The organism is Comamonas sp. lk, from assembly GCF_900564145.1.
In the GTDB taxonomy this organism is placed as follows: domain Bacteria; phylum Pseudomonadota; class Gammaproteobacteria; order Burkholderiales; family Burkholderiaceae_C; genus Comamonas.
This window is the reverse complement of record NZ_UOOB01000001.1, coordinates 3,743,559-3,759,368: the sequence shown is the minus strand read 5'-3', so window position 1 is coordinate 3,759,368 and position 15,810 is coordinate 3,743,559. Positions and strand designations below refer to the sequence as shown.

The window sequence follows — 15,810 nt, the reverse complement described above, 5'->3', positions numbered from 1 at the left end:
TATGAGCAAATGATCTTGCATGAACTGATTACATACGACGTGCTGCGCGTCATCTGGTGGCTGCTGCTGGGCGTGCTGCTGGTGGGCTTTGCCGTGACCGACGGCTTCGATCTGGGCGCCATGGGCCTGCTGCGCGCCACGGCCAAGACTGATGTGGAGCGCCGCACGGCCATCAACTCGGTGGGGCCGGTGTGGGAGGGCAATCAGGTGTGGCTGATTCTGGGCGGCGGCGCCATTTTTGCCGCCTGGCCGCAGCTGTATGCCGTGTCCTTTTCGGGCTTTTATCTGGCCATGTTTGCCGTGCTGGTGCCGCTGATCCTGCGCCCCGTGGCCTTCAAGTTCCGCAGCAAGCACGAAGACGCAGCCTGGCGCAGCCGCTGGGACTGGGTGTTGTGCATCACGGGTCTGGTGCCGTCGCTGCTGTTTGGTGTGGCCGTGGGCAATGTGATTCTGGGCGTGCCTTTCCGTCTGAGCGACGATATGCGCATCTACTACGACGGCAGCTTCTTTGGCTTGCTCACGCCGTTTGCGCTGCTCTGCGGTCTGGTGTCGCTGTCCATGCTGCTCATGCACGGTGCGGCCTGGCTGGTATTCAAGACCGAAGGTGAAGTCTCGGTGCGCGCGGCCCGCTATGGTTCGGTGGCCGCAGTGCTGACCACGCTGCTGTTTGCCGCAGCCGGCGTGTGGCTGGCCATGGGCATCAACGGTTATCAGATCACCAGCGATATCAACCCCGTCGGTCCATCGAACCCGCTGAACAAGACGGCGGCCGTGGCCGCTGGTGCCTGGATGGCCAACTTCAAGTCCTATCCGCTGCTGTGGCTGGTGCCCGGCCTCGGCCTGGTCATGCCGCTGATCGTGGCCCTGGGTCTGCGCAGTCGCCGTGAATGGCTCAGCCTGCTGGGCAGCGGTCTGGCCATCGCCGGCATCATCCTCACCGTGGGTGCAGCCATGTTCCCCATGATCCTGCCTTCCACCATCGATCCGCGTTTCAGCCTGACGGTCTGGGATTCTTCCTCCAGCCATGTGACGTTGTTCATCATGCTGGTCTGCGTGGGGATCTTTCTGCCGCTGATCCTGATCTACACCAGCTGGGTGTACTCGGTGCTGCGCGGCAAGGTGGACATTGCGGCAATCGCCACCGGCAAAGGCCATTCTTATTGACTCCCCCTGAGGCGCTGAGCGCCTTCCCCAGTGGGGACGACAGCCTCGCTGCGAGGCGGCTCTTGCTAGCTGTCTCTGGCTTGGAGATCGCCGGTTTCATTCATGTTGACTCGCTTGCAATGTGTGTGATGAACGAATTGTTAGAAAGGATTTTGTATGTGGTACTTCGCGTGGATTCTGGGACTGCCCCTGGCTGCGGCTTTTGCCGTGCTCAATGCCATGTGGTATGAGCTGATGGATGACGAGGCCACCCGCCGCCGCATCTTGAAGGAGACGGAGTCGGCCGGCCAGGTCTGAGTTCGCTGACTTCAGCCAGCGCAAAAAGGCCGCCCGGTAAAAACCGGGTGGCCTTTTGTATTGCTTTTGAATTGATAGCTTAAAGCGCTTATATATCAAGCACTACAGCGTATTTTTTTAATTACTCGGATGCCTTGCCGCGACCGGCGCCGGTGATCTTGTCTTTCAAATCCAGCAGCCGGGTCACGGCGGCGCCCATGCCCATGAGCTGCATGGCCGTCTCGGGCGAGAGGCGCTGCACGTCATCAAACCAGTTCATCAGCTTGTCGATCAGCTCATGCATCTCGCGCATGCGCTGCTGGGCATAGCGTTCCTCGTCGGTGCCCACCTCTTCCAGCATGGCGGCGCGCAGCATGGATTGGGTGGGTTCGATCTCGCGGCGGCGGCGCTCTTCGGCCAGGCGCTTGAAAATCTCCCACACATCCTGGGGCGCCTGGAAATACTCGCGCCGGTCACCGGGCTGGTGGCGTAGCTGCACCAGTCGCCAGGCCTGCAATTCCTTGAGGCCCATGCTCACGTTGGAGCGGGAAAACTCCAGTGTCTCGGCGATCTGGTCGGCATTCAGAGGCTGGGCGGACAGAAACAGCAGGGCATAGATCTGCCCCACGGTACGGTTGATGCCCCATCGGCTGCCCATTTCACCAAAGTGTGAAACAAATTGGCGGCTCAGCTCTGAAAGCGGTTTGGCTTGCGTCATGGCCTCAATTGTGCCTGTGCCAAGCGTTTTCAGTGGGGTGCTGGATCAAGCAAGAGCAATCTGCCCAGCCTTTGACCGGGCTCTGAGCTGTTGCGCTTTGGCGAGCCTTTTGTGGCTTGTTTCAGAAAAGTCGAGGCGCTGTCAGCAAATTGTCGGGATTGAGCGCAAAATCGCCCCTTCCTTTTATTACGTGTCGGGTTTCTTACGCTGTCTTTTCTGGCTAGGAGCTCGCTTGGCTTGCCGTGTGTAGCGCTGCAGGTTGAGAACCAGGTTAGATGGCTAATAGTTCAATATCCTCCCATTCACGCAGCGCGCTGATTGATTGCACCAAGGGCCTGGCCTGTGCGGCCATCGTCTGGCACCACCTGGCGTTCTACGGTCCCATGTCCGAAGTGGCCCACTCGGCTCTGCCCGAGGTGCTGGACTGGCTATATGAATACGCCCGCATGGCGGTGCAGATCTTTCTGGTGCTGGGCGGCTACCTGGCGGCAGTCAGCCTGGCGCCGCAAGGCCTGGCCCGTTTTGACGCTCCCTGGGCCAAGATCGGTAAACGCTTTGTGCGCCTGGTCGTGCCCTATGCCGTGGCGCTGATGGCCACCATCGTCATCTCGGCTGCGATTCGCCCCTGGTTTGATCACGCCTCGGTTTCGGCCGACCCGGATCTGTGGCAGCTGTTCACCCATGCCTTGCTGCTGGAAGGCATTCTGGGCGAAGAGTCGCTCTCGGCCGGTGTCTGGTATGTGTCCATCGATTTTCAGCTGTTTGCCTTGAGCGTTCTGGTGCTGGCTGCCATGCGCTGGCTGCGTGAGCGCCTGGTGCAGCGCACAGGCGAGCAAGCCCTGGCCCGTTGGTGGCCCTGGGCCATCACCGGCATGCAGGCGCTGGTGGTGGCGGGCACAGCGGCTTCGCTGTTCGCCTTCAATCTCGACGCCGACCTGGATGTCTGGGCGATCTACTTTCTGGGCGCCTATGGCATAGGCATGATGGCTTTTTGGGCCGTGGCCGCCGACAAGCGCAGCACGGCCTGGAGCTGGGCCATGCTGATTGCCGCCATGGTGATGGGCGCTTTGGTGCTGGAGTGGCGCGATCGCATCTTTTTGGCGGGCGTCACGGCCTTGCTGCTGATCGTCTGCCTGCGCACCGAGCGCGTTGCCAGCTGGAAGGGACTGACAGCGCTGCGCCGTCTGGGCGAGATTTCTTACTCGGTCTTTCTCATCCACTTTTCCATGTGCCTGCTGGTCAATGCCGTGGTCAGCAATCTCTGGCCTGACTCGGTGCAAGCTGCCATCGGCGGCATGGGCTTTGCCTTTGCGCTTTCGCTTGCCGCAGGCTATCTGCTCTATCAGACGGTGGAGCGCCATGTCACCTCCTGGAGCCAGGCCTTGCGCTGGCAGGCTGGCCTGATCGGTGCCGGCATGCTGACGACTTTGCTGGCCGGCCTGCGCTAGGCGGGCTTCGGCCATCACCCACAAAAAAAGCAGCTTCAATCAGCTGCTTTTTTTTGGGGCGGCTATGCGCTTGGCAACTCAGCGGTGCAGCTCGCCAGCGCTCTCGGGCTGGAATTCGATGGCATCCACGCGCACCGTCACCTGGCCCGTGGGGCTGGGCATCTTGAACTCATCGCCGACCGACAGACCCAGCAGCGCAATGCCCACGGGGGCGAAGATGGAGATCTTGTCAGGCGAGCCGTCCATTTCCTTGGGGTAGACCAGGGTCAGAGTGTTGCTCTTGCCGGACTCCAGCATGGTGAAGCGCACGGTGGAATTCATGGTCACCACCTGGGGCGGCATGTCCTTGGGATCGAGTACATCGGCGCGCTCGAGTTCGGCCTCCAGCGCATCGCGGCCGGGAAATGGGCTGTTGTTCTTTTCCAGCAGATTTTCAATGCGATCCAGATCCAAGGACGACAAAGTGATGTGGGGCTTGCGCTCCATGGTGTGACTCCCTTGCAAGATGGTGTGGCCCGTACCCGCTTTCTATGCGCCAAGCGCAAACGGACAAAAGCCCGGGCAACGGTGTTGTCCGGGCCAAGGCATCTAAAAAGCACCAACTTGGTGCGTTGCCCTGATTGTGCTGGCAATGGCCGAAATGTCCTAGCGATCTCGCACCCCCGCAGTGCGGATTGAATGCTACTGGATCTTTGGTTTTGCTCCTTAATTGATAGCTTTTTGTGCTTTCAAATACTGGGGTGTGAGCTTGTTTGATTCAGATCCCATTCAAATACGCACAAGACATTGACCTGCCGGTCAAAAGGGTAGTCGTGGCCGGATTGCTCAAATAACTGTATTTATATACAGTTGTTTGATGCCAAAGCCACCAGACTCCAGCTCGAACGAGCCCTTCAGTGCCATGACTTTTGTGCGGCCTGCGCAGCCGCTCAAAGGCCGTGGTGCGGCCAGCTTCATGGCGCATCGCTTTGCCAAGGATGAGAGGCTGGAGTTTGACGATGGCTGGGAGCAGGCGGGTGATGGGGAAGAGCTGCCGGCCTTGCGCACGCAGCTGGAATGGGAGCAGTGCAAGTCCGCGCTCAGCCGCCATGACTCGCCCGATCTGCCCTATCACCTGGGGCTCAATCCCTATCGCGGCTGTGAACACGGTTGCATTTATTGCTATGCCCGGCCCACGCACAGCTATCTGGGCTATTCGCCGGGGCTGGATTTTGAAACCCGGCTGGTTGCCAAGAGCAACTTTGTGGAGGTGCTGCGCGCCGAACTCAGCAAGCCCAGCCATGTGGCGGCGCCCATCATGCTGGGCTCGGTCACCGATTGCTACCAGCCCATAGAGCGTGACGTGGGCCTGACCCGTCGTGTCATCGAAGTGCTGGGCCAGGCCAGGCATCCGTTTTCCATAGTCACCAAGGGTAGTGGCGTGGAGCGGGACCTGGATTTGCTGGTGCCGCTGGCCCGGCAAAACCTGGTGGCCGTCTATGTCACCCTGACCACCTTGCAACCCGAATTGGCCCGACAGCTGGAGCCGCGGGCCGCAGCGCCGCATCGACGCTTGCGCACGATTCGTACGCTGGCCGAGGCCGGTGTGCCCGTAGGTGTCAGCCTGGCGCCGCAGATTCCATTTCTGAATGACGATCTGGAGCAGGTGCTGGCAGCCGCCAGCGACGCCGGCGCACGCCAGGCTTTCTACGCCGTGCTGCGTCTGCCCTGGGAAGGGGCGCCGCTGTTTGAAGAGTGGCTGAAGCTGCATTACCCCGACCGTGCCCAACGTGTGATGGAGCGCGTGCGTGATCTGCACGGCATCAGCGAGGAGGGCCGGGCCGCAGGCAAGGTCTATAGCAGCCAGTTTGGCCAGCGCATGAAGGGCAGCGGGGTCTGGGCCGATATGCTGGGCCAGCGCTTTGCACTGGCTTGCCGCAAGCTGGGGCTGAACCGCGAGCGGGTGATGCTGGACTGCAGCCACTACCATGCGGCGAATCTCTCCGGCCAGCAAAGCCTGTTTTAAAGCGAAGGTGTCGCAGGCACTCTAGCCCTGCGCTTGCCCCGCCGCCGACCCGACAATTTGCCTGCGCGCAGAATGCGGAGCCTGCCTGCGCGGCATCCGACCGACTGTGCTCAACAGCGCGTGTGGATTTCTCCTGCTTGATCAACTGTTTTTTTGACCCGGCCTCAAACCGGCCGCTTGCTTGATGAGTGCTTCTTCGATTTCCTACCGGCCCGATATGTCTTCGCTCGGCCGCGTGCGCGCATCGTGGCCGGCTGTTTTCATGCTGGGCTGCACAACCCTGTTCTTATTGGTGCTCGGGCATGAAGGGCGTCGCGTTGTACAGCTGTTCGTTCTGATGGCGCCGGCTCTGGTCTGGCTCAGCTGGCCGGTGCGCAGTGCCGCGTGGCAGCGGGCCAGACGCATTCTGGTGTGGGCCTGGATCATGCTGTTTGTGGTGGATGCCGGTGTGCGTATCTATCTGATGGATGCCTATGGCGCAGCGCCTGACAGTGCCCTGGTGCTTGGCGCAATGGCCAACACCAATTGGCGCGAAGGCTCGGAATATCTGTCCATGCATTGGCGCAGCGCGGCCTTGTTTGCAGCGATTTTTGTCGCAGTGGCTGCAGCCGTGTTGTATCTGACCGGCAAGTCCACACGACAACTGTCTGCTCCGGGCAGAGGGAGTCAAGCTCTGTGTTTGATCCTCGTGTTGTTCTGCTTGCTGGCATACACCAGCAAGCCCTGGCGCCGCTTGTATCCGGCCGTGTTCTGGGTGCAATGGAGTCAGTCGTTGCAGACGCTGCAGAAGAGCTGGCTCAACCAGCAGCAGGGGCGAGAGCAGATGCTGGCACGTGCCACGGCTGCCAAGCCTGTGGTTGGGCGCGAGGAGCCTTCCACGGTGGTGCTGGTTCTGACGGAAAGCATCAATCGCGACAATCTCTCGCTCTATGGCTATGGACGCATGACCAATCCGGGTCTGCGAGTGCATCAGCAGCAGCTGGGTGAGCAGCTGACGGTGTTGCGCAATGCCTGGTCGGTGGATGCCAGCACCTTGCCCGCCGTGCGCAATCTGTTCTCTTTCGGTGCGCCGGATGCGGTGGATTCGCAGCATCTGGTATCCCTGGCTAGAGCGGCGGGGTACAAGGTGTGGTGGATCAGCAATCATGACGATGTCGCCATTGAACAGCAGCATGCCAGGCTGGCGGATGTGATGCAGATGGTCAACAAGACACCGGGGCGCTCCACGGCTTCGCTGGATGAGGAGATGCTCGATGAGCTGCACACGGCGCTCAATGAGTCCTCGTCCGAGCGCAAGTTTGTGATCGTCCACATGCTGGGCGCGCATCCGCATTACCGGCTGAGATTTCCCAAAGGGCAGAATCCCTTTGACGACGATGTGGATGCGGTCGATGTGCAGATGGAAAAAAATGGCCGCTCTGCCTGGGTGCGCCATCTCCGCGAGGAGTACGACTCGGCGCTGCTCTATCACGACTCGGTGGTATCGAAAATGCTGCAGCTGACCAGAGATATCGCCAAGCCCCAAAACCATGTGGCCTGGATGTATTTGTCAGACCATGGTCAGGAGGTCGGCCATGTCGGCAACCATGTAGGGCATAGCCCGGGCACTGCGGGCGGCTACCGCATTCCGGCCATCGTCTGGCAGGCGAATGCTTTGGGTAGCGTTTCCGAGGAGGTGGCAAAAAGGCCTTTTCGCTCGGATTGGGCCGCCTGGACTCTGGCCGATTTGCTGGCACTGAAATGGCAGGGCCAGGCTGTGGGGCGCAATGTGCTGGCCCATCCCTATCACTGGGAAGCTCCACGCCTGCCGGCGGCCGTGTCCTCGTTCACGGACTGATTCTGCCCCGCCTCAACTTGCATCGAGGAAGGAGCGCACCAGCAAACTCTCGCTGCGCTCCTTCATGCAATACACATAGGTGGTGGTGCTGGCCGGATCGCCTGCAATGCGCACGGGCTTGAAGCGGGCATCGGCAATGAATTCGGCTTCCGACACGGCACCCAGACCCAGGCCGCGCGCCACGGCTTCGCGTATGGCTTCGCGGCTGCCTATCTCCAGGCTCAGCTGGGGCTTGACGCCTGCGGCCTGCAGCGCGGCCTCCATGGCGGTGCGCGTGGTCGATCCCTGCTCGCGCAGCAGCAGGGGCTGGCCTTGCAGCTCGCGGATATCGATCTGCTGGCGCCGCGCAAACGGGTGCTCCACATGGGCAAACACAATGATGGCGTGGCGCGCATATTCGCGGGCCATCAGCTCGGGTCGCTCATACAGGCCGGCCAGCACGGCCACATCGGTGCTGTAGTTCTCCAGATCCTGCAACACCTGCTGGGAGTTGCCCATGCGAATCGATAGCTGCATGCCGGGATAGCGTGCCCGGTAGGCGGCCACCATCTCGATCACATGAAACGGGCCCACGGCGCCTATCTTCAACTCGCCCTGATTGAGCTTGCCGGAGTCGCGCAAAAAATACTCGGCTTCGGACTCCAGCGCCAGCAGCTTTTGCGCCAGCAGCAGCAACTTGCGGCCGGCGCCGGTCAAGCTCATGCGATAGCCCTGGCGGTGAAAAAGCTCGATCTGGCTTTGCCGCTCCAGTGCTGCGATCTGGCTGGAAATGGTGGGCTGGCTCACGCCCAGGGTGCGGGCAGCGGCGCTCAGGCTGCCTTGCTGGGCCACGGCAATCAGGGCGCGGTAGCGGGCGGTACTCATGAAAATTTCATCTCAAGGTTTGATCTATGGAAGCTGTTTAAACCAATTCTGAAACTTTCATATTGCAGAAATATGTCGTCCCTACCATTGACTCCAACGCAGGGCCAATGCCGCTGCAAACGAAGTCAACGCAAAGGATGGACCACATGAAGATGACCCGTAAAGCCTGGCTGCAAGGCGCAGCCGCAAGCCTGGCCCTGGTGGCGACAGGCACCTGGGCACAGCAGCCCACCGAACTGCGTGTGGGCCTGATTCCATCGGAAGACGCCCAGGCCATGATGCGCGCCAGCCAGCAGGTGATGGACCAGCTGGCCGCCAAGACCGGCATGAAGGTCAAGCCCTTTGTGGCCAATGACTACAACGGCGTGATCGAGGCCATGCGCTCGGGCAAGATCGACGTGGCTTACTTCGGCCCGTTCTCCTATGTGCTGGCCAGCCAACTGGCCCATGCCGAGGCCTTTGCCATTCCCGTGGCCAAGAAGTCGGGCAAAAGCTCGTACCAAAGCCTGATCATCAGCAAGAAGGACAAGGGACCGGCCAGCGTGGCCGCGCTGCAGGGCAAGACCTTTGCCTTTGTGGACCCCAGCTCGGCATCGGGCCATCTGTTTCCCAAGGCCGGCCTCAAGGGCGAGGGCGTGGATACCGACAAATACTTCTCCCGCGTGATCTTCTCGGGCTCGCATGACGCCAGCATCATGGCGGTGGCCAACGGCAAGGTCGATGCAGCGGCTGTGGCCGATCCCATTTTTCAAACCGCCGTGGCCAAGGGCCATGTGAAGGCCGAGGATTTCCAGATCGTCTGGCGCTCGCAGCCCATCCCCGAATCGCCTATGGCCTGGCGCAGGAGCCTGGATGCGGCCACCAAGCAGAAAGTGGCAGCCGCACTGGCCGAAATCAAAGGCCTGCCCTGGGGTGATCGTGGTGAGTTGAACGGCTTTGCTCCCACCAACGACCAGGCCTATGACGTGGTACGCCAGACGGCCAAGGCGCTGAATCTGGAACTGGGGAAGATGAAATGATCAGCATCCGCAATCTGCGTAAAAGCTATGGCAGCAACCATGTGCTGCATGGCATAGACATGGATGTGAAGGCTGGTGAGTTCGTGGTGATGCTGGGCCTTTCGGGTGCGGGCAAATCCACCTTGCTGCGCTGCATGAATGGTCTGAACCAGCCCGACAGCGGCACGCTGCAAGTGGGCGGCATCGATCTGATGCAAAAGCACTCGCGCCGCGAACTGGCCCGTCATGTGGCCATGGTGTTTCAGCACCACAACCTGGTGCAGCGCCTGTCGGTGCGCAAGAACGTGCTGACCGGCCGTCTGGGCCAAGTGGGCACGCTGGCCTCGGTGCTGCAGCTGTTCAGGCAAAGCGATATTGATCTGGCCCAGCAATGCCTGGAGCGCGTGGGCCTGGCCCACAAGGCCGATGAACGCACGCAAGCCCTGTCTGGCGGGCAGATGCAGCGCGTGGGCATTGCCCGTGCCCTGGCCCAGCAGCCGCAGGTAATTCTGGCCGACGAACCCGTGGCCAGCCTGGACCCCAAGACCGCGCGCAGCGTGCTGCAATATCTGCGCGATGCCACGCGGGAGATGGGCATTGCTGTGGTCTGCAATCTGCACCAGGTCGATTACGCCCGCGAATTTGGCGACCGTGTGGTGGGACTGGCCCAGGGCCGCATGGTGTTCGATGGCGCGCCCGCCGATCTGGACGAGGCCGCTCTCGATGCCATTTATCACAGTGCACAGCAAGAGGCGCAGCCTGCGGCGCAGGGCGGCGAAGCCAGAACCGGGTTGACGCCCGCCGGCGTCTGGCTGCCTGCCAGTGCTTCGATGGCCGCCACGGCAGGAGGTCTGTGATGAGCAGCAATACCTTGAACACCCAGCGTGACGGCTGGCAGTGGACGGCGGGCCGGCCCGAAGGCAAAGGCGGCTGGCTGGGCTATGCGGCGCTGGCGCTGGCCATTGCCTGGCTGCTGCACTGGAGCGCAGGCGGCGCGCAGATGAGCTGGGGCGAGCTGGCTGGCGGCATGCCGCAGATAGGCGATTTTCTGACCCGCTCCGTGCCGCCGGACATGTCCATACTGCCGCGTCTGTGGGCGCCGGCGCTGGAGACGATTCAGATCGCCATCTGGGGCACGCTGCTGTCGGTCATGCTGGCGCTGCCGCTGTCCTTCATCGCGGCCAGCAATCTGCACAGCTGGCACTGGCTGCGCCGTATCACGCGCCAGTTCCTCAACGTGGTACGCAGCATCAACGAGTTGATCCTGGCCCTGGTCTTTGTCTCGGCCGTGGGTCTGGGCCCTTTCCCCGGCGTGCTGGCTCTGGCTCTGCACGGCATGGGCATGCTGGGCAAGTTCTTTGCCGAGGCGATTGAAGAAATCGACGACGGCCCGCTGCAAGCCCTGCGCAGTGCCGGAGCCAGCCAGCTGCAAATCATTGCCTTTGGCGTGGTGCCGCAGGTGATTACGGCTTGGATTGCCGTGGTGCTCTATCGCTTCGAGGTCAATCTGCGCTCTGCCACCGTGCTGGGCATGGTGGGCGCCGGCGGTCTGGGCTTTGAGCTGGTCAGCAGCCTCAAGCTGTTTCGCTACCAGGAAACCGCCACCTGCATCATCGTCATCACGGTGATGGTGATTGCCGCCGATCTGGTTTCCAACGCGCTGCGCAGCCGCATCCAGCAAGGCGCACGTCACTGAGGTCCGAGCTGCTCCGGCTCTGCCTCTTCTGATACTCCTGAAATATGAGCTGCAAGCGCTTTTGAATCAAGCGCTTCAGTCAGGTTTCGCTTGAAAATTATTGAGAAGGCTTTCCCCGTGTGGACTTATCACAACCCCGTGCGCATCAGCGTCGGCAATGGCTGCCTGGATCAGTTGCCGGCCTTGCTGGCAGGCCGCAACTGCCTGGTGGTCACCTTCCCGGAAGCAGAAAGCCTGGGTCTGGTGCAACGCGTGCGCAATCTGATTGGCGAGCAGCTGCGCGGCGTGATCGACAGCATCCAGCCCAACCCCGATGTGCAGTGGCTGGCCCCCTTGTATGAGCAGGTGCAGCGCGAGCATGCCTATGTGCCCGTTATCGTGGCTCTGGGCGGCGGCAGCGCCATTGATTCGGCCAAGGCCCTGATCTGTGCCACGGCTTCGGGCCGCTTTGCCGATCTGCTCTCGGTTTTGCAGCAGGGAGCGAAGCTGCCGCCTGGGCTGCACAAGAGTTTGATTGCCATTCCCACCACTGCCGGCACCGGCAGCGAAGTCACGCCCTGGGCCACGATCTGGGATCAGGCCGGCGGCAGCAAATACTCGCTGCACCAGCCGCAGACCTGGCCCGAGGCGGCCATCATCGATGCCGAGCTCATGGCCAGCCTGCCTGCGGCAGCCACCCTGGCATCGGGGCTGGATGCCTTGTCGCACGCGCTGGAATCGATCTGGAATGTGAACCGTAACCCGGTCTCCATGTCGCTGGCCGTGCAAGCTGCGCGCCGCTGCCTGGCCGTGTTGCCCGCGCTGATGCAGGATCTGCCCAATCTGCAGCTGCGCGCCGAGATGGCCCAAGCAGCGCTGCTGGCAGGCCTGGCGTTTTCCAACACCAAGACGGCGCTGGCGCATTCGCTGTCCTACGACATCACGCTGCAGCATGGCGTGCCGCACGGCATCGCCTGCTCCTTCAGCCTGCCCCTGGTGCTGGAGATGGCACTGGGTGCCGACGATGTGGCCGATGCCGCGCTGCTGTCCATTTTCGATGCCTCCACCGGCGCCGTGGCCGTGCAACGGCTGAGCGCTTTTTTGCAAAGCCTGGGCGTGGCCACCGAGCCCGAGCGTTACGGCGTGGCCCCGCAAGACTGGGCCGCCATGCTGCACAAGGCTGCCAGCGGCCCGCGCGGGCGCAACTTCATTCGATCCCTGGCCTGAAATTTCTCTGCTCACACCCTCAAAAATCATGAACTCCATCGCTATTTCCGAAGCCCAGGCCCTGTCGCTGACAAGCACTCCAAGCGCCGATCTGTCTCCCTTGCAGGCCGTCATCTTTGACTGGGCCGGCACGCTGGTGGACTTTGGCTCGCTGGCGCCCACTCAGATCTTTGTCGAAGCCTTTGCCACTTTTGGCATCACCATCACCCTGGCCCAGGCGCGCGGGCCCATGGGCCTGTCCAAATGGGATCACATCCACCAGCTGCTGCAAGAGGAAAGCATTGCCAGCCAATGGCAAACCGCTTTTGGCTACGCACCGGGTCATGACGATGTGGATGCCATCTATGCCCGCTTCATGCCCATGCAGATCGCCAAGGTGGCGGAGTTCTCTGATCCCATCGCCGGTGCGCCCGAGCTGCTGGTCTGGCTGCGCGCCAATGGCCTGAAGGTGGGCTCTTGCTCGGGCTACCCGCGCGAGGTGCTCAATCAGCTGCTGCCCCAGGCGGCGGCCGCCGGTGTGCAGCCCGACTATGTGGTGGCCGGTGACGAACTGGATGCTGGCGGTCGCCCAGGCCCGTATATGGCGCTGGCCAATGTGCTGGCCCTGTCCGTCAGCGACGTGCGTGCCTGTGTGAAGGTGGACGACACCGTGCCCGGCATTGCGGAAGGCCTGAACGCCGGCATGTGGACCGTGGGCCTGAGCCTGTCGGGCAATGAAGTGGGCTACTCGGTGCAGGAATACGCCCAGGCCGACCCGGCCGAGGTGGAGGCCCGTGTGGCCGCAGCCGAAGCCAAGCTCAAGCAAGCGGGAGCCCACCATGTGGTGCGCAGCGTGGCCGATCTGCCGGCTGTGCTGGCGCAGATTGCCGCCGATATGCGCAGCGGTAAAACACCGGTTTGAGCTTTACCTGGTTGCACTGGCTGCTCATGTTTTGAGTGGCTCAGCGGCGTAGCCGGGGCGGCTGCTGCGAGCCGCTACGATGGCAGACAAACGCCGCCTCCATGCTTTTCGGTGTGGGGGCGGTTTTTACTTGGGAGATAGAAAAATGCTGTTGATTGTGGGCACCGTGCGCCTGCCGCCCGAAAACCTGGAGCGCGCCAAACCGGCCATGCGGGCCATGGTGCAGGCCTCGCGCGCCGAAGCCGGCTGTCTGGAATATGGCTATGCCGAGGATGTGCTGCAGCCCGGGCTGATCCATGTGAAGGAGTGCTGGACGGATCAGGCGGCATTGGATGTGCATTTTGCGTCGGCGCATATCCAGCTCTGGCGTGCAGCCTGGCCCGCGCTGGGGATTGGCGACCGGGATTTACGTGTCTATGAGGTGCAGCCGCCGCGCGCGACCTGAACGACCTGAACCTGGCTCGGCGAGCCCGCGCCGCAGCGCAGGCTCACCATTTTCAGCTTTCAGCGCAGAAAGCGCTCGGCCAGCTGGCTCCAGAACGCTGCGCCATAGGGCAGGTTGAGGTCGTTGAAGTCGTACTTGGGGTTGTGCAGACCACGTCCGCCGTCGGACGGGCCGTTGCCTATGCGCACCAGCGCGCCGGGGCAGCGCTGCAGCATGTAGGCAAAGTCTTCGCTGCCCATTAGCTGGGGGAAGGCCGTATTCACCGCCTCGGCACCCACCAGATCCGTGGCCACCTGGGCGGCAAGCTCTACCGCCTGAGCGTTGTTGGCCAGCGCCGGATAGCCTTGCACATAGTTGATTTCCGCCCGCGCGCCATGACCTTGGGCAATGCCGGTGATGAGCCCGGTAATGCGTTCCTTGAGCAGGCTGCGCACGGCCGGCGAGTGGGATCGCACGCTGATACCGATTTCGGCATCGGCCGGAATCACGTTCAGCGCATCGCCCGCGCGCAGACGGCCCACGGTGACCACGGCCGATTCGTTAGGGTCCACATTGCGTGCCACCACCGTTTGCAGGCTGGTGACGATGGCGGCGGCTGCAACCAGCGGATCAACGGCCAGATGCGGGCGTGCGGCATGGCCACCAACGCCGACAATCTTCACGTACACGCGGTCGCCGGCCGCCATGAAGGAGCCGCTGCGCATGGCGAACTGGCCTTGCGGCAAACCCGGATGGTTGTGCATGGCGTAGACGGCATCGCAGGGAAAGCGCTCGAACAGGCCTTCCTCCACCATGGCCTTGGCGCCGCTGTCGAAACCGCGCTCTTCGGCCGGCTGGAAGATCAGGTGCAGCGTGCCGCTGAAGTTGCGGTGACGCGCCAGATACTTGGCCGCGCCCAGCAGCATGGTCATATGGCCGTCGTGGCCGCAGGCATGCATGCAGCCGGCGATGCGGCTGGCATGCTCGGCGCCGGTGGCTTCCTGAATCGGCAGTGCATCCATGTCGGCGCGAATGCCCAGGCTGCGACTGCCGTCGCCGTGGCGCAGCGTGCCGACCAGGCCCGTGCCGCCAATGCCGCGCGTGACTTCGTAACCCCATTCGGCCAGCTTGCCTGCGATGAAGTCGGAAGTTCCGTGCTCGGCAAAAGCCAGCTCCGGGTTCTGGTGCAGATGGCGACGAATGGAGACCAGCTCCTGCTCATAGGGCAGGAACTGGACGATACGGGCGAAGCTCGCCTGTCGCGTAGCGGTAGCTGTCATTCGAGAACGATGTTATTGGCCTTGGCGATGCGCGAGTAGAACTTGATGCGCTCGATGATCTCGGCACGGTAGGCCTGGGGTTTGAGCTCTTCCGGCACCATCATGCCCTTGTCGTCCCAGACTGTATGGGTTGCTGGGTCTTGCAATACCGTGCGCATGGCCTGGTAGAGGCGGTCGATGATGGGTTGAGGGGTCTTGGCCGGTGCAGCGATGCCGGTCCAGGAGGTGAGGTTCAGGTCGGGCAGCTTCAGCTCGGCAAACGTAGGCACATCGGGCAGCTGGGCCACGCGTTGAGGGGCGGCCACGGCGAGAGCACGCAGTTTGCCGTTTTTGATGCTGGCCAGATTGGTGGACAGATTGTTCCAGGCCAGCTGAACTTGGCCCGACATCACGTCCGTGATGGCCACACCGGCACCGCGATAGGGCACATGGGTGATGTCAATCTTGGCCTGGGTCTTGAGCAATTCCATACTCAGGTGCGAGACGGAGCCGGTGCCTGCGCTGGCGTAGTTCAGCTTGCCAGGGTTGGCCTGGGCATATTTGACGAGATCGGCAAAGCTGCGCACGGGCAGGCTGGCGTTGACCAGCAGCACATTGGACAGACGGTCGATCAGTGTGACGGGGGCAAAGTCATTGACCGCGTCATAAGGCAGCTTGGGGGTGACGGCGGGGTTGACCACATGCGTGCTTTGCGAGGTGACGATCAGCGTGTAGCCATCGGGCTTGGCCTTGGCGACAAAGGCCGAGCCCAGAGAACCGCCAGCGCCGCCCTTGTTGTCCACGATGACCGGAACGCCCAGCAGGCGGCTCAGGCGGTCGGCCATCAGGCGGCCCGAGTTATCGACCGAGCCGCCGGGCGTGAAAGGCACGACCAGGGTGATGGGCTTGTTGGGGTAGGGTGCCTCGGCATGGGCCAGAGGGGACAGGCCGGCAGCAGCGGCCAAGCTTACGAATTCGCGACGGTTGATGTGCATGTTATGTCTCAATGGATAA

At 62.1% G+C, this 15,810-nt stretch carries 16 protein-coding genes; 11 read left to right on the top strand and 5 right to left on the bottom strand.

Going from position 1 to position 15,810, the window contains the following annotated elements; all coding sequences use genetic code 11:
- Window positions 1–9 precede the first annotated feature (9 nt).
- Entirely contained in the window at window positions 10–1,164 is a 1,155-nt protein-coding gene (gene cydB, locus EAO39_RS17170) for a cytochrome d ubiquinol oxidase subunit II (protein WP_120969829.1), read from the top strand.
- 156 nt (window positions 1,165–1,320) lie between these two features.
- Window positions 1,321–1,461 carry a cytochrome bd-I oxidase subunit CydX gene (gene cydX / locus EAO39_RS17165; protein WP_120969826.1) on the top strand — a complete coding sequence of 47 codons (141 nt, stop codon included), beginning with the start codon at window positions 1,321–1,323 and terminating at the stop codon, window positions 1,459–1,461.
- Between the two features lie 121 nt (window positions 1,462–1,582).
- Here the strand turns inward: cydX and EAO39_RS17160 are convergent, their stop codons facing one another.
- Window positions 1,583–2,167 (bottom strand): GbsR/MarR family transcriptional regulator, encoded by a 585-nt coding sequence (locus EAO39_RS17160; RefSeq protein ID WP_120969822.1) that lies wholly within the window; start codon window positions 2,165–2,167, stop codon window positions 1,583–1,585.
- Between the two features lie 266 nt (window positions 2,168–2,433).
- On the opposite strand from EAO39_RS17160, the gene EAO39_RS17155 reads away from it, so the two are divergent.
- On the top strand, window positions 2,434–3,606 hold the full coding sequence (locus EAO39_RS17155) for an acyltransferase (RefSeq protein WP_120969819.1): 1,173 nt from the start codon (window positions 2,434–2,436) through the stop codon (window positions 3,604–3,606).
- A 78-nt stretch (window positions 3,607–3,684) separates the two neighbouring features.
- On the opposite strand, the gene rnk is transcribed toward EAO39_RS17155, so the two are convergent.
- Window positions 3,685–4,092, bottom strand: coding sequence for a nucleoside diphosphate kinase regulator (gene rnk, locus EAO39_RS17150; protein ID WP_120969816.1), 408 nt, complete (start codon window positions 4,090–4,092; stop codon window positions 3,685–3,687).
- A gap of 415 nt (window positions 4,093–4,507) precedes the next feature.
- Here rnk and EAO39_RS17145 point away from each other — a divergent pair, with 415 nt between their 5' ends.
- Together EAO39_RS17145 and EAO39_RS17140 are read left to right on the top strand one after the other, a co-directional pair.
- Window positions 4,508–5,611 carry a PA0069 family radical SAM protein gene (locus EAO39_RS17145; protein ID WP_120969813.1) on the top strand — a complete coding sequence of 368 codons (1,104 nt, stop codon included), beginning with the start codon at window positions 4,508–4,510 and terminating at the stop codon, window positions 5,609–5,611.
- 184 nt (window positions 5,612–5,795) lie between these two features.
- Window positions 5,796–7,448 (top strand): phosphoethanolamine transferase, encoded by a 1,653-nt coding sequence (locus EAO39_RS17140; RefSeq protein ID WP_240467041.1) that lies wholly within the window; start codon window positions 5,796–5,798, stop codon window positions 7,446–7,448.
- Between the two features lie 12 nt (window positions 7,449–7,460).
- Here the strand turns inward: EAO39_RS17140 and EAO39_RS17135 are convergent, their stop codons facing one another.
- A complete protein-coding gene (locus EAO39_RS17135; RefSeq protein ID WP_120969807.1) occupies window positions 7,461–8,312 on the bottom strand; it encodes a LysR substrate-binding domain-containing protein in 852 nt (283 codons plus the stop codon).
- 146 nt (window positions 8,313–8,458) lie between these two features.
- On the opposite strand from EAO39_RS17135, the gene phnD reads away from it, so the two are divergent.
- The 6 genes from phnD (at window position 8,459) to EAO39_RS17105 (ending at window position 13,558) form a co-directional block, all read left to right on the top strand.
- Window positions 8,459–9,331, top strand: coding sequence for a phosphonate ABC transporter substrate-binding protein (gene phnD / locus EAO39_RS17130; protein WP_120971217.1), 873 nt, complete (start codon window positions 8,459–8,461; stop codon window positions 9,329–9,331).
- Window positions 9,328–10,167, top strand: coding sequence for a phosphonate ABC transporter ATP-binding protein (gene phnC, locus EAO39_RS17125; protein ID WP_120969804.1), 840 nt, complete (start codon window positions 9,328–9,330; stop codon window positions 10,165–10,167). The genes phnD and phnC overlap by 4 nt, the downstream gene beginning before the upstream one ends.
- A complete protein-coding gene (gene phnE / locus EAO39_RS17120) occupies window positions 10,167–11,006 on the top strand; it encodes a phosphonate ABC transporter, permease protein PhnE (RefSeq protein WP_205589403.1) in 840 nt (279 codons plus the stop codon). The genes phnC and phnE overlap by 1 nt, the downstream gene beginning before the upstream one ends.
- Before the next feature lie 117 nt (window positions 11,007–11,123).
- Window positions 11,124–12,212 carry an iron-containing alcohol dehydrogenase PsrA gene (gene psrA, locus EAO39_RS17115; protein WP_120971216.1) on the top strand — a complete coding sequence of 363 codons (1,089 nt, stop codon included), beginning with the start codon at window positions 11,124–11,126 and terminating at the stop codon, window positions 12,210–12,212.
- 28 nt (window positions 12,213–12,240) lie between these two features.
- A complete protein-coding gene (phnX, locus tag EAO39_RS17110) occupies window positions 12,241–13,113 on the top strand; it encodes a phosphonoacetaldehyde hydrolase (RefSeq protein WP_120969798.1) in 873 nt (290 codons plus the stop codon).
- A 145-nt stretch (window positions 13,114–13,258) separates the two neighbouring features.
- Entirely contained in the window at window positions 13,259–13,558 is a 300-nt protein-coding gene (locus tag EAO39_RS17105; RefSeq protein WP_120969795.1) for a putative quinol monooxygenase, read from the top strand.
- A 59-nt stretch (window positions 13,559–13,617) separates the two neighbouring features.
- Here the strand turns inward: EAO39_RS17105 and EAO39_RS17100 are convergent, their stop codons facing one another.
- Both EAO39_RS17100 and EAO39_RS17095 read right to left on the bottom strand, forming a co-directional pair.
- Complete coding sequence (locus tag EAO39_RS17100; protein ID WP_120969792.1) at window positions 13,618–14,817, bottom strand: M20 aminoacylase family protein; 1,200 nt, start codon at window positions 14,815–14,817, stop codon at window positions 13,618–13,620.
- The gene (locus tag EAO39_RS17095) at window positions 14,814–15,791 is read right to left on the bottom strand and encodes a tripartite tricarboxylate transporter substrate binding protein (RefSeq protein WP_120969789.1); all 978 of its coding nucleotides are present in this window, start codon (window positions 15,789–15,791) and stop codon (window positions 14,814–14,816) included. Before EAO39_RS17095 ends, EAO39_RS17100 begins: the two co-directional genes overlap by 4 nt.
- Window positions 15,792–15,810 lie beyond the last annotated feature (19 nt).

Excerpts from the sequence above, each read along its gene's own strand:
- cydB (WP_120969829.1), top strand. The coding sequence starts at position 10 with ATGATCTTGCATGAACTGATTACATACGACGTGCTGCGCGTCATCTGG.
- cydX (WP_120969826.1), top strand. The coding sequence starts at position 1,321 with ATGTGGTACTTCGCGTGGATTCTGGGACTGCCCCTGGCTGCGGCTTTT.
- EAO39_RS17155 (WP_120969819.1), top strand. The coding sequence starts at position 2,434 with ATGGCTAATAGTTCAATATCCTCCCATTCACGCAGCGCGCTGATTGAT.
- rnk (WP_120969816.1), bottom strand. The coding sequence starts at position 4,092 with ATGGAGCGCAAGCCCCACATCACTTTGTCGTCCTTGGATCTGGATCGC.
- EAO39_RS17145 (WP_120969813.1), top strand. The coding sequence starts at position 4,508 with ATGACTTTTGTGCGGCCTGCGCAGCCGCTCAAAGGCCGTGGTGCGGCC.
- EAO39_RS17140 (WP_240467041.1), top strand. The coding sequence starts at position 5,796 with ATGAGTGCTTCTTCGATTTCCTACCGGCCCGATATGTCTTCGCTCGGC.
- EAO39_RS17135 (WP_120969807.1), bottom strand. The coding sequence starts at position 8,312 with ATGAGTACCGCCCGCTACCGCGCCCTGATTGCCGTGGCCCAGCAAGGC.
- phnD (WP_120971217.1), top strand. The coding sequence starts at position 8,459 with ATGAAGATGACCCGTAAAGCCTGGCTGCAAGGCGCAGCCGCAAGCCTG.
- phnC (WP_120969804.1), top strand. The coding sequence starts at position 9,328 with ATGATCAGCATCCGCAATCTGCGTAAAAGCTATGGCAGCAACCATGTG.
- phnE (WP_205589403.1), top strand. The coding sequence starts at position 10,167 with ATGAGCAGCAATACCTTGAACACCCAGCGTGACGGCTGGCAGTGGACG.
- phnX (WP_120969798.1), top strand. The coding sequence starts at position 12,241 with ATGAACTCCATCGCTATTTCCGAAGCCCAGGCCCTGTCGCTGACAAGC.
- EAO39_RS17105 (WP_120969795.1), top strand. The coding sequence starts at position 13,259 with ATGCTGTTGATTGTGGGCACCGTGCGCCTGCCGCCCGAAAACCTGGAG.
- EAO39_RS17100 (WP_120969792.1), bottom strand. The coding sequence starts at position 14,817 with ATGACAGCTACCGCTACGCGACAGGCGAGCTTCGCCCGTATCGTCCAG.
- EAO39_RS17095 (WP_120969789.1), bottom strand. The coding sequence starts at position 15,791 with ATGCACATCAACCGTCGCGAATTCGTAAGCTTGGCCGCTGCTGCCGGC.